This is a genomic window from Ochrobactrum quorumnocens, assembly GCF_002278035.1.
GTDB classification, from domain to species: domain Bacteria; phylum Pseudomonadota; class Alphaproteobacteria; order Rhizobiales; family Rhizobiaceae; genus Brucella; species Brucella quorumnocens.
On the sequence record NZ_CP022604.1, the window covers coordinates 990,666 to 1,002,472 of the forward strand.

Below are 11,807 nucleotides of genomic sequence, written 5' to 3' on the forward strand. Positions count from 1 at the left end.
ATAAGCCCGCCATAAAAGCACACAAACGGAACACGCGGATTTTTCATGGTTATTTTGCCAAATAGACCATTGAAGCAATGACGTGGTTCAGTTAGAAACGGCTGGATTGAGGCTTTACGCCTCCCAGCGATGCACCCGTAGCTCAGCTGGATAGAGTGCTGCCCTCCGAAGGCAGAGGTCACAGGTTCGAATCCTGTCGGGTGCGCCATAAAATCAATCACTTAGATGGATTTCGACTAGCTCCTTAATGATGCAACTCACCAAATACTCACACGGTGTTGATAGGTTGGTGAGTAATGCTGGTAAAGAAAAAGCCCCTTTGAAAGGGGCTGTTTGATTCTAGATATTCTCTCAACTTAGCGCTCGGCAGTCGAACTGACCGACGGCGATATTTTTTGCTCCGCCCATCTATCTAAATCCAATTTATGATAAAGCGGAAAGCGCCCTTGATACTGCATTGACGGGCCGCCGCCGTTAGTGGCGAGCTTTTCAAGCGTCGAGCGGGATATATCGATCCCGTGAGTTGTGCGAAGATATTCAGGAACGTCCTTGCGGCGTAAACGTGGTCTATCAATCATTTTGATATCTCCAAGGCTTGAATGCAGGCTTCACAGTCTTATCTGTCTGGCAGAGAAACGAACTGATACTGCCATGACCAAAATTCACTTTAATAAGCGGCAAGAGCCGGATGGAACATGGACCGTGGTTAGGCTTTTGACGGGTGAGCCTGCCAAGCTGAATGGCCAATTTTGTTCCAACCTGCGGCGCGATGAAGCGCAAGAAATCACCAACTATCTGAACATGCTGGGCGATGGCGATCATGATGCACCGCCGTCTAAGTAGGTGATTTCCCACGTTGGGTGGTACGATCCGGGTTCATGGCTCTCACCGTCAAGGCGAATGAGTAGGTACTGATTGCGAGCGCCTACAATCGTTCCATATTGAGGCTGCTTCCCGCCAGTATATTCAATGCGGCCTCCGCGCTTGGCAGGAACGCGATAGTTCTTTCTGATCCATGACATGCTCACGATGACACCTCTGTCGAGGTTGGGATTTCGGCCACAACATGCTCGCGATTCCTGCTGGCTGAAAAAGTACTGGGAACGAACTTAAGGCCATGGCTGTGCTGCCACTCGTCGCAGGCTAACCTGGTGCGCTTATCAAGATCGCTGATCTGGTCGCCAGTCGCGTCAAAATAGGGACCTTCGTCATATTCAGCGCTGGCTCGGTCGCTTTCCGCCAGACTTTCCTCGGCAGACTGAAGGAGCCTGTCCGCGTCAAGGATGTAGTCTGAAAGCTTGACGGGTTCTTGCTGCGCTTCGATTACGTGCACCGCGACGTACCATTTCCCATCGTCACTGAAAAACTCACCGACGCGCTCGTCGATAGCAAGCTGAATGACTTCTTCCTTGCTCTCGCAAGGGCCAATGGTGAACCATTCTTCATCGCGCCCACCCCACCATTGCCATTTCGTAGGCTCTTCCTCATGTTGAGGAAAAGTTACGTCCATGGACAGAGACGAGAAGGCGCGGACAACTGACAATACGTCCTCAAGCAAGATTGCCTTATAATTCTGTCCGCCAAGCGTCACAGTCTTGTTTGCGTGTTTGACAATCTCGTCCTCCAACGCCTGCGCACGGGAGGGGGTGGGGCGAGCGTCCTGATCGCGCAGCACGTTGGCCGCAATTTCAACGGCATGCCAATCGCGGTGGCTGATTGCAGCATGCAGAGCTTGAATTTCCTTACGATCGCTCATGTTTAACCTCCCGCAATATGCGCTTCACTTCGTCTGACGCTTCTTTGTCAGTCGGCTTTCTGCCCAAGCGCGCCTCAAGCTTCCCGTAGATCGTATGGGGACCGGCGTTGTGCCATTCGACTGTGACTTTCATGGTCGCCACCTCAGATCACTTGAAGTTCTTGCAGCATGCGCATCACGAACGGTTCGAGATCGGAGGTGGCCATATAAACGACCTTGTGCGTCGATCCTCCGCAGCCATCAGACACTTCAGCTGTGACGGTCTCGCTGCGTAACGCGTATTCGATTGCATATCGGATTTCAGTTTCGGTAGGCTTTGCTTTGGTCGTCATGGTTTCCGCGCTCCTATCAACGCATTGGCATGATGATGAACAGGGGAGGGTCGCCCGCTTCGGGATCTTGCACGGGTGAAATAAGGCATGGGCTGTTCGACGCTTCGAGCGCGAACCGTACTTCCTCAGAACCAATCGCACTGAGGACGTTGGTGCAGTATTTGTAGCTAAGGCCGATACTGATATCTTCCGGGTGACTTTCGGAGAGCGAAACCGCGTCTTCCATATTGCCAGCCAACGGATTTTCAATTTCGAGCCGGACATCATCTGCGCCGAATGCGAATTTGATCGCGTCGGATTTCTCACCAACGACCAGACTGACGCGGCCTACCGCTTCGAGCATTGCTTCACGGTCTACGTGATAGAGCTTGTCGTTGCGGGTCGGGATGATGCGCTGATAATCCGGGTAGGTGCCCTCGACGAGTTTTGACGTGACCGTCACGCCATCCTGAAACGCGAAGCGTATCTTTCGATCCGATAGGCTGATGACAGTATCGCCACCCGCTTTCGTGCAGTGTGAAAGAAGATTGAGAATGCCACGTGGAATAATAACTCCCGGCATGCCGTCGCAGCCATCGGGAGCCTGGATTTTCAAATAGGCGAACTGATGTCCATCCGTCGCGACAAAGTTCAGCTTACCTTCATTCCCGTGCATAAATATGCCGTTGAGATAGTATCGCGACTCTTCGGTTGAAACCGCGAACCCAACATTTGAAAGTGCTCGCGATAAGTCATTTGCGGGCAAGTTAAACGCGTGCGGAAAGTTGTTGCCCGGTATCTCCGGGAAGTCAGAAGCTGGTAGAACCGGAACTTGAAGCTTCGAGCGACCGGCTCTGATGTTAATAACAGCGTCATCGCCTTCAAACTCAATCTCGCAGCCGTCCGGTAGTTTGCTGACTGCGCTGTGCAGCAGGCCGGAAGAAACCGTAAATGCCGGAAAGTCCGAAATGCCACCCTGCACGGCACGCGCCTTAACTTCCACGTCAAGGTTTGTGCCTGACACTGTCAGATGGCCGTTTTCGCACTGAATCAGTACATTGCCCAGAATTGGGACTGTTGGCTTCTTTTCCACGGCGCGGTTAGCCACAGCAAGAGCCGGAAGGAGGGCGCGTCGCTCTATCGCGAAGTGTATGATTGCTGGCATGAGACTCCCTCTCGCGGGCTAGTTGAAATGCTTGGATTAATCGCTCTGCCGCTATGCGCGGGATCGCCTCGCGCCTTTCCGGCGCGGCAGTATGTGTAATCAGGTCTGCTGTCGCCCGTAGAAGCCCATCAATGAGTGCGTCTAAGGTTTCGGCTGGGGGAAATCCGATTGTCCGTACTTCTCGCCATTGCTCGTGAAATGTGTCGAGCACTGCTTGTCGGGCGTCATCCGCAATCAATTGCAGAGTTGCTGGATTTGGCCCGCCTGCGGACAATTGGTGCGATCAGCCGAAAATGCTTACAGCCAAGATCGCCGCACATACGCTGCCTGCAATCAGCGTGGCAATCGCGACCATATGATCGAGCTGGCGTGCATGTGCTTTGTAAGCGGTAGGAAGATGAAATCCGCCATCAACCTCAGTTTGGAAACGGATTTCGTTATACATGGCTGGCAACCTGACGAACCGATAGGCGGCGTGCAAGCGCAGCTGCGCGAGCACCGAAACGGTCGACCACATCACCGGAAAAGCCGTGGTGCGCAAGTGTTTCAGGGGAAACGTTGTCGCCAGAAAATGCCAGCACGCGCATCGTGTCTGCCATTTTGACAATGACATTGTCACGGCAAGTTGGAGCAGGCTTTGAAATTGCTTTTGGCTGAACTTTAATCATGGCGATCTCCATTGCTACTGTTCTGTCAGGAGCGACCGCGTTGCTACAAAGTACTCATTCAGCGCGGTCGCCTTGACGGGGCAAGGAAATAGATATCGGTAAAATAACCGATAGACAAGAGGAGTAGGTAAAAAAACCGAAATAAAGATTTGCGACGCGTATGCGTCTAAGTGGCATAGCGTTGTTTAAGAACGGAAATTTCGGTCAAAAAAATAGCCTCATCAAGTGAGGCTTTTTCAGTTTCTACCAGTTTACATGTCTATGACTGATCTTTTGACTCTGCCAATAACCGTGATCGCGCCCTCTAAAATCGGCGGGTCTATTTCTTGGTAGGATGCGGGCTGAAACTGAGGGGTTTCGTTTGGCCGGTAGCGTTTATAGGTGGCTTTGCCTGTTTCATCGCAGATAACGTAACAGCCGTTTGCCACAAGGCGCTTATCTTGTGTGTTAATGAATATGATCGAGTCAGGCGGGCTGATTTTGTTCATTGATGGCCCATCGACACGTAAGGCGATCCACTCGCCAATCGGCAGATTGACGGCAGGTATTGTAGGGTGATCGTCAAGATAGCCAACAGGATCTTGGTGCGTGAGTTCGCCAGCACTGATCCATGATATCAGAGGAACGTCCGTAATTGATGCTGGTTCGGCAGAGCCTTCTTCGTTGCCGATACCTTCCATTAGCCACGTGACATTGGTGCCTAATACCGGCGCAAGTTTCTCAAGTGTCTTAATAGACGCGCCTCTATCTTTCCCGGCTTCTACCGCCCTGCGCATGTTTCGAATTGCAGAATCGCTTAGGCCTGCAATTGTTGCAGCCCGCGATTCTTTGAGGCCGACAGCGTCGAGCCTTTTTTGGATACGGTTTAGAACATCTGCTAACATAGTGGTAATATTACCGAAATTAGCATGTTGAGGGTATCGATAAGAAAACCGAAGTGGCCTGTTGACAATATCGGTAAAATAACCGATTTCTTGATCATGTTGGAAATCGAGCACCTTTTGATCCTTATAGATGGCTACAAGAGTTCGACTGGCTTGCAGGACAAAACTGTCAGTAGTCGTGTTTTTGGAGACAGTAAGAAAATCTCATCGCTACGAAGTGGCGGCGATCTCACTGTTTCGCGGCTTAACGCTGCACTTCGATGGTTTTCGTCAAATTGGCCCGACGGATTGAATTGGCCTAACGGAATTTTCCGCCCAACTAGTGTTTCGCCTGCTGACCTCCCCAGTGGCGAAGCTGGGGCGCGCTGTAACAATGTTGGGCAGCGCGCCCCGACCGCAAATTCCGATTTGGTGGTAGCGCCATGAAACCATCATTCGCATCCTTTCATAAGCGTTGGACCTGTGGTCCGCCTCGTTTCGAGTAGATGGTCAAGCTTTAACGGCGCGACCTGAGAGTTTCACCGAATCCTTTGACGACTTTTTTTCCTTGAAATTTTCAGGGGGGGTGTTTCGTGCGCACTATTTCCGAGCAAGAACAGCGTTCGCTTAAGTCTGCCACCGATGGCGCTTATGCTTTGGCAGGCGGCATTAGCTGCATTCTGCCATTTACCCGCGTCGGCACTTCGACGCTTTCCAAGTACGCATCATTCAATGATGAGCATCACGACAGTTTCATGCCGCTTGATGTTGCTATCGAGGTTGATCGCAAAGCGAAATCCCCGACGATCATTAAGCAAGCTGCGGAACTGCTTGGTTATGAACTGGTTGCTGCCAATGCTGTGATTGACGGTGATCACGCGCCGCTGACGGCAATGGATGCGCACCGCGTCATGTCTGAAACGATGGACGTTTCGCAGGCTGTTCTTGCAGCTCTGGCAGATGGTCGTATCGATGCTGGTGAACGCAAGACCATCGCCAAGGAAGCGCGCGAGGCAATGCGGGCGCTCGAAGACCTGCTGCGCAAGGTGGGGGCTTAACGATGGTTTCCGTCTCAAGCCTTGTTGATCAATGGATCGCTGACAATGGCGCTCCTCGCCGGTTCGAGCCGGAAGTAAGCGGGAGCTTTGAATACTTCAATTGCTATCTGCATCGCTTTGGTATCCGCCTGCGCATGCAGGGCTGGCGCTGTCATTACTCGCAGAACGGCGGTCAATGGCGTCCCATTCCTCGCCGCCGGGTGCGGAAACTGGTGGACGAGTTGCGCAAGCTTGAAGGGTTGGAACCCCTCCGGGCGGTGCGGCAATGATCAAGGGCCTGCTTAAGCACGATTTTCTTATCCCCGTCATCGTCGCTGTCCTGATCAATCTGATGGCGGCTTCTCCATTTTTTATAGCCATTTATCTGGCGGAAGGGCGCTGACATGGATGCACCTGTCCATATCAAGATTGCCGATATCGATGTTCGCGACCGCTTGCGCGAGGTCGATGCATCCAAGGTTGAAGCACTCAAGCAATCCTTTGCCGAACTGGGTATGCGCACGCCGATCACGGTTCGGGTTGGTGAGGACGGTTTGCCGTTTGTACTATCTGCGGGTGCCCACCGTCTGGAAGCTGCCCGGGAGTTGGGCTGGCTGGAGGTTCCGGGCTTTATTCGTGATGAAAGCAAGCTTGATTCCGAGTTGTGGGAGATTGATGAAAATCTCGCCCGTTCTGAATTGTCGCCAGCTGACAGGGCTGTATTCACATTCCGTCGCAAGGAACTGTATCTGCTCAAGTATCCTGAAACCGCACATGGCGGCGATAGGAAATCAAGTGGCCAAGTTGGCCAGTTGATCGACCGGCAGGAGCGAAAGAGTTTTGTCGCCGCGACTGCCGAACTATCGGGGAAATCGGAACGTGCAATCCGGCGCGATGCTGATCGCGGTGAGAAGATTTGTGAAGCTGCGCTACGTCTGTTGCGCGGAACCCGTTTTGATAACGGAACGACGCTCGATAAGCTCAAAAAGCTCCCCAGTGACGTTGCCCAGATCGCCCTCATTGAGGGGTTGAAAGCTGAGGATAAGCGGGTTGCAGCTGAGAGCAAGCAAGCTCGTGCGCATACACAAAAGGTCAAACACGCAGTGCGCATGACAATCGCAGCTGAGATCGCAAAGCGGGGCAGAGAAACTGCGCCCGGCATTATCCAGAAGCTCTATCCGATCATCTATGCCGATCCGCCGTGGAAGTTTGAAACTCATTCGGAAATTACCGGGGGCGAGAAGGGCGCGGAAAACCATTATCCGACGATGGAATTTGACGCGATCTGTCGGCTGTTCAAAGAAATAGGCGATCCAGCCACCCCAGACGCAATGCTTTATCTCTGGGTGACAACGCCTATGAAAGGCCGCGCCATCAATGAACTGCTCCCAGCTTGGGGCTTTGAATACGTCTCAGAGCAAATCTGGAACAAGGTCAATATCGGCACCGGCTATCAGGTTCGTGATCAGCATGAAAGCTTGTTAATAGCCAAGCGCGGCAAAGGATTTTCGCCTGAGTTGGGCGATGCTGCACCCAGTCTCTATACCCAAAAGAAAAGGCGTCATTCCGAGAAGCCTGCTTGGTTCGCTGAGCAGCTCGAACGGATTTACCCGGACTTGCCAAAGTTGGAGATGTTCTGTCGCGATCCGCGTCCGGGTTGGGATGCCTGGGGCTATGAAGCTGCGGGGAGGGCTGTGGAATGAAGCCCCTTCGTGTTTTCGTCGCGTGTGAGTTTTCGGGAACGGTAAGAAATGCCTTTCTCGCTCGCGGTCATGACGCATGGTCATGTGATCTTCTGCCAGCAGAAGACCAAACCAACCGGCACATCGTGGGCGATGCTCGTGATTACCTTAATGACGGATGGGATTTGCTGATTGTCGCTCATCCGCCATGCACGAGACTATGCAATTCTGGGGTGCGATGGCTGACAAAGCCGCCGCGCGGAAAGACTGTCAGCCAAATTTGGCAAGAGCTTGATGAAGCCGCCGAACTGTTCTCGACCTTCTGGGATGCGCCAATTCATCGTATTTGCGTGGAAAACCCTGTCATGCACAAGCATGCCAAGTCGCGCATACGAAATTATGCGCCACCTGCGCAAAGCGTGCAGCCGTGGCAGTTTGGCCATGGTGAGGTCAAAAGAACCTGCTTCTGGCTGAATAATCTGCCGCCGTTACAGGCAACCAATATTGTTGATGGCAGGACGGCGCGCGTCCACAGAATGCCGCCCGGTCCTGACAGATGGCGCGAGCGAAGCCGTTTCTTCACCGGCATTGCTGACGCCATGGCTGATCAATGGGGTGGCTTGCCTGCCGCTGAATTTGTGGAGGCAGCACAATGACAGACACTATGCTGCCTATCCTCCGCGCCATGCATGACGCCGGGACCGACGCTGAACGCGCTGCAATCCTGCTGACGTGTCCGATTTCAATCATGCTGAAGTATCGTCAGGTGCTGGAAAGCGCCTGCGCTCGACACGATTTCGATGCTGGTAGCGAGTATCTCGTTTGCTTTTATGCTGCCATGCATCAGACGCGTTTTCGTGGAAACGTTCGCGGCGCTGCATTGAAGCATGCCGAAGGGCGACTGCTGCTGTTATCCGAGCAGGTGCCGTTATGAGCGCTGATGCTTCTGATCTGCGCCGCATACGCGCGAAACTGGCGGCGCTGGAAGGCGCTGACTGGCAGCTGTGCTGCGAGAGTGATGTTTCGTTCGTTGAGGCAAAGACGCGACATGGCGAGCTTAATAAGGTCGCTACGTTCCATCCCGGCGCTACATTTGACGAGATTGATTTCATCGTAAGTGCGCCGCGCATGGTGACAACCATGCTCGAATTGGTTGATCGGGCAATTGTTGCGATGCGACAGCGTGGGCCAAAGCAAGGCGGACAGCGCCAGTTGCAGAACTATGCAGCTGAGGCTGCAATGAAGTGCGACGACGACGCGTTCAAGGCTTTTCTTGAGCAACGGCACGGCCTTGAGTGGCCTTTAACAAAGGAACGGGCAGCGGAAAAACTGCGCACGATCCTGAAAATACAATCCAGAAAAGAACTGAACGAAAACAGCGCTGCGGCTGATCGCTGGCGGGATCTGCGCGCTGCTTTCGAAGCATGGCTAAGGGTGGGACAATGAGTATTGCCGTCATGTCGCGGATATTCAAAAAACAGTTAGGCTCATCAAGCCGGAAGATGCTTGCGGTTCGCTTGGCTGATTTTGCAGATGATGACGGTCGGGGCATTTGGCCTTCTGTCGCCACCTTGGCGCGTGAAACGGACCTGTCAGAGCGGACCGTGCAGCGCCTTTTGCGCGATTTTGTGGATGAGGGTCTGTTGCTAGTGGTTTCCGCTGCTACAGGTCGCCCAGGCGAACCGACGCGCTACGACTTCAACATGAAGTCATTGACCTCTTTGCGCGATGCAAAAGATGCCGCTGACGGGTGTCATGGTGTCACCGGTGACACGGTGTCACCCGTGACAACGGCGGCTGAGACGGGTGACATTGACGACGCCGACGGGTGTCATGGTGTCACCCGAACCGTCATAGAACCATCAGATAAACCATCATCTGAGAGAGAGCGCGAGGGCGATCAGGAAAGCAGGGAAAACAGGAAGGCCATTGAGCGTGCATTCAAAAAGGCTTTCCACGTTTGGCCGACTGCGGTCACGGACAGCGAGCCTGACGCGTTCCGGGTCTGGAATACGCTCTCGCCGGAAGATCGCTTAGCGGCTTCGGATGGTGCGGCTCGTTACGTCGAGGCCGCAAAGGCCATTGGACGTAAGGTTGTATGCTCCTATGCGGTCTATCTTCGAGAAAAGCGTTGGGAAAAGCTGCCAGCGAAAGCGCCGGTCGAACAATCGGGTTCGGTGCCAGCGCCGCAACTCGGCAAGATTTGGGGCGCACGCGTCTATGAGCTTTTGCTGAATGGTCCCACGCAGGCTGTCTCACTGAATGCATTCGAGCGGGACCTCGCAGATAGCGGACGCTTTACGGCGGAGGCCCTTCTTCGCGAAAAGAAGGCACGGCAAGGTTTCCCGGCTGTGAATGAATTGTTCGAACGTGCTGCGAACCGACGCGGTGCGCTTCTTCCTGTTCGCTTGCAGGCAATCAAGGATCTTCTCGTCCAGGTTCGCATCGGTAGCGATGAATGGAAGGCTTGGGAGGCTTTTCACCTTGAGCGCGGTTGGCCTTGGTTGCCCGATCTGGGCAGCGCTGAATGGGTGTATTTCCCAGCCGGTGGGCCACAAGGATTGAACGGTTTCGAAATAGCTTTGAAGGGATTGGGTGAAAATGATGACAATTGATCCACGTCAGATCGATAGAGCGATAGCATCCACTCCCACTGACGAACAGTGCAGGGCGATAGACAAGGTGATTGCAGAGCGCCGTCGTATCGCTCGTTTGAGGTCGGAAACAGCGAATCGCGCAGGAGATGATTCTCCATGGTTCGTCCTAAGCGTGTTGACTGGCCGTGAACTATCGGTGCGTGATCAGCTGATAGACGCAAATATAGAAGTGATTGTCCCCATGAAAATGGGGCCAAAGCTTCGTCGTTTTCATAAAGAAATACCAGCCAAACCGCAGCCAGTAATGGTCGGGTATATCTTAGTTAGATGCCAACTGAACAATGCATCTTTGGCGGGATTGTTAACGTTTGATCATGTCGTATCGGTGCTTGGTGGTAGCGAGAGGCCTTATTTGGTCGATGCCGATAAAGTAAATAAATTCAATGAGAAGGCCGGGAAAGGTGAGTTTGATCATGAGGTGCCGCAATCAGCGTTTACCGGCGTTAAGAGGGTCGCTATTCGTGAAGGTGTGTTCGCGGGTAAAGAAGCAAAATTCATATCGGGACCGGCAAAAGGCAAAGGTGTGGCTGTTGTAGAGCTCGAGATTTTCGGCCAATCTAGATCAATGATTATGCCTCTTGCATTCCTCGCTCCCTTATGAGCGTAATCCCTCCACGGGATGATCCGGTAGAGAATAGTGAGCCTCAATACACGGTAGCACGTGGGCACAAGTTGCTGAGGTGGTCGCGCTCGGACCCCGCCTTGACTGTCTCAATCACGAGACATCGATTCAGGGCCAGAGCGTAAGCTATGTCTGAAATTCACCAATCACACTGAGCGCCCATGTGGCGCTCTTTCCATATGTATATGAGGGTTGCAATGAACCTCGATGTGTCGACCGGACTGAACGGGTCGTCCGCAGCTGCCTATCTTAACTTCGATACAAAGAACTTCGATGCTCTCTTGAACTCTGTTGAGCGCGAAGTCATGCCGAAGGCAGCTGTTGCTGCACTCAACCGTACCGCTGCCGTAGGTCGGCTTGAAGTCCAGAAGGAAATGGAACTCAAGCTCGATGCGGTGACGCCATATGCGAAACGAGGTGTCATCTACGAACAGGCCAATAAGGATCGGCTATCCGCGACGGTTATGATTTCTGGACGATCATGGGGATTGAAGAACTCAACGCCACCTGCGAACTTCCTGACCCCGCAATTCTTTGGTGGTCAGCGCAATCTCAAATCCTTCGAACGGCAATTACAATCAGCCAGTCACCTGAAGTCCGGTGAGTATGCAGTGCCTGCGCGGGACACGCCGCTCGATCAATACGGAAATGTTAGGGTAGCCCTCATAGTCCGCATCCTTGCTGACCTTCAGGTCACGCCGCGAACCGAGGGGTACAACCGCAAGCGTAGCGATGCATCCACGAAACGGAACCGCAACTATCGGTTCGCTCGTTTCTTTGTGCCAGAACGAAATTCACACCTCCACCCTGGAGTTTGGCAACGCGACCCTCGCGATAATGGCATCAAGGCGGTGTTTTTGTTTGTCCGCATGCGTCCATACACCAAGCGTGTCGACTTCTTTGGTGTCGTTAAGAACGTTGCTGAAAAGCGCTTCGGACAGTTCATGGCCGAGGAGATCGGCAAGCGAATGAAACGGTGATCGGCCCATGACCGGAAAGCCCTCAAAAACGTTTCGGGTCCTTCCAAGCCCGGTCTGACTGCGGGT

The 11,807-nt window shown here is 53.2% G+C and carries 18 protein-coding genes and 1 tRNA gene; 10 read left to right on the plus strand and 9 right to left on the minus strand.

Annotated features, from left to right (window positions below):
- Positions 1–131: 131 nt before the first annotated feature.
- Positions 132–208: transfer RNA gene (locus CES85_RS14230), tRNA-Arg, on the plus strand.
- 148 nt (positions 209–356) lie between these two features.
- Here CES85_RS14230 and CES85_RS14235 read toward each other — a convergent pair.
- From CES85_RS14235 to CES85_RS14270, 9 genes are all read right to left on the minus strand, one after another.
- Positions 357–578 (minus strand): MerR family transcriptional regulator, encoded by a 222-nt coding sequence (locus CES85_RS14235; RefSeq protein WP_095446562.1) that lies wholly within the window; start codon positions 576–578, stop codon positions 357–359.
- On the minus strand, positions 571–822 hold the full coding sequence (locus tag CES85_RS14240; RefSeq protein ID WP_095446563.1) for a hypothetical protein: 252 nt from the start codon (positions 820–822) through the stop codon (positions 571–573). Before CES85_RS14240 ends, CES85_RS14235 begins: the two co-directional genes overlap by 8 nt.
- The gene (locus CES85_RS14245) at positions 819–1,022 is read right to left on the minus strand and encodes a hypothetical protein (RefSeq protein ID WP_244923290.1); all 204 of its coding nucleotides are present in this window, start codon (positions 1,020–1,022) and stop codon (positions 819–821) included. Before CES85_RS14245 ends, CES85_RS14240 begins: the two co-directional genes overlap by 4 nt.
- 2 nt (positions 1,023–1,024) lie before the next feature.
- Positions 1,025–1,756, minus strand: a complete 732-nt coding sequence (locus CES85_RS14250) for a hypothetical protein (protein ID WP_095446565.1) — start codon at positions 1,754–1,756, stop codon at positions 1,025–1,027.
- Between the two features lie 143 nt (positions 1,757–1,899).
- Positions 1,900–2,088, minus strand: coding sequence for a hypothetical protein (locus CES85_RS14255; RefSeq protein WP_095446566.1), 189 nt, complete (start codon positions 2,086–2,088; stop codon positions 1,900–1,902).
- A gap of 16 nt (positions 2,089–2,104) precedes the next feature.
- On the minus strand, positions 2,105–3,232 hold the full coding sequence (dnaN, locus tag CES85_RS14260) for a DNA polymerase III subunit beta (protein ID WP_095446567.1): 1,128 nt from the start codon (positions 3,230–3,232) through the stop codon (positions 2,105–2,107).
- A gap of 283 nt (positions 3,233–3,515) precedes the next feature.
- Positions 3,516–3,677 (minus strand): hypothetical protein, encoded by a 162-nt coding sequence (locus CES85_RS27160; RefSeq protein ID WP_157743459.1) that lies wholly within the window; start codon positions 3,675–3,677, stop codon positions 3,516–3,518.
- On the minus strand, positions 3,670–3,900 hold the full coding sequence (locus CES85_RS14265) for a hypothetical protein (protein WP_095446568.1): 231 nt from the start codon (positions 3,898–3,900) through the stop codon (positions 3,670–3,672). Before CES85_RS14265 ends, CES85_RS27160 begins: the two co-directional genes overlap by 8 nt.
- 251 nt (positions 3,901–4,151) lie before the next feature.
- The gene (locus CES85_RS14270) at positions 4,152–4,898 is read right to left on the minus strand and encodes a LexA family protein (protein WP_244923291.1); all 747 of its coding nucleotides are present in this window, start codon (positions 4,896–4,898) and stop codon (positions 4,152–4,154) included.
- Positions 4,899–5,356: 458 nt separating this feature from the next.
- On the opposite strand from CES85_RS14270, the gene CES85_RS14275 reads away from it, so the two are divergent.
- The 9 genes from CES85_RS14275 to CES85_RS14315 all read left to right on the plus strand — a co-directional run bounded on the left by CES85_RS14275 (position 5,357) and on the right by CES85_RS14315 (position 11,741).
- On the plus strand, positions 5,357–5,821 hold the full coding sequence (locus CES85_RS14275; RefSeq protein WP_095446569.1) for a phage regulatory CII family protein: 465 nt from the start codon (positions 5,357–5,359) through the stop codon (positions 5,819–5,821).
- A 2-nt stretch (positions 5,822–5,823) separates the two neighbouring features.
- Positions 5,824–6,090 (plus strand): hypothetical protein, encoded by a 267-nt coding sequence (locus tag CES85_RS14280; RefSeq protein ID WP_095446570.1) that lies wholly within the window; start codon positions 5,824–5,826, stop codon positions 6,088–6,090.
- Positions 6,091–6,204: 114 nt separating this feature from the next.
- Positions 6,205–7,503: an MT-A70 family methyltransferase gene (locus CES85_RS14285; RefSeq protein ID WP_095446571.1), complete on the plus strand. Its 1,299-nt coding sequence runs from the start codon at positions 6,205–6,207 to the stop codon at positions 7,501–7,503.
- On the plus strand, positions 7,500–8,138 hold the full coding sequence (locus tag CES85_RS14290) for a hypothetical protein (RefSeq protein WP_095446572.1): 639 nt from the start codon (positions 7,500–7,502) through the stop codon (positions 8,136–8,138). The genes CES85_RS14285 and CES85_RS14290 overlap by 4 nt, the downstream gene beginning before the upstream one ends.
- Positions 8,135–8,416 (plus strand): hypothetical protein, encoded by a 282-nt coding sequence (locus tag CES85_RS14295; RefSeq protein WP_095446573.1) that lies wholly within the window; start codon positions 8,135–8,137, stop codon positions 8,414–8,416. The genes CES85_RS14290 and CES85_RS14295 overlap by 4 nt, the downstream gene beginning before the upstream one ends.
- Positions 8,413–8,928 (plus strand): hypothetical protein, encoded by a 516-nt coding sequence (locus tag CES85_RS14300; RefSeq protein WP_095446574.1) that lies wholly within the window; start codon positions 8,413–8,415, stop codon positions 8,926–8,928. Before CES85_RS14295 ends, CES85_RS14300 begins: the two co-directional genes overlap by 4 nt.
- The gene (locus CES85_RS14305) at positions 8,925–10,097 is read left to right on the plus strand and encodes a helix-turn-helix domain-containing protein (protein ID WP_157743460.1); all 1,173 of its coding nucleotides are present in this window, start codon (positions 8,925–8,927) and stop codon (positions 10,095–10,097) included. Before CES85_RS14300 ends, CES85_RS14305 begins: the two co-directional genes overlap by 4 nt.
- Entirely contained in the window at positions 10,084–10,740 is a 657-nt protein-coding gene (locus tag CES85_RS14310; protein ID WP_095446576.1) for a transcription termination/antitermination NusG family protein, read from the plus strand. The genes CES85_RS14305 and CES85_RS14310 overlap by 14 nt, the downstream gene beginning before the upstream one ends.
- A gap of 218 nt (positions 10,741–10,958) precedes the next feature.
- The gene (locus CES85_RS14315; protein ID WP_095446577.1) at positions 10,959–11,741 is read left to right on the plus strand and encodes a hypothetical protein; all 783 of its coding nucleotides are present in this window, start codon (positions 10,959–10,961) and stop codon (positions 11,739–11,741) included.
- Positions 11,742–11,807: the final 66 nt, after the last annotated feature.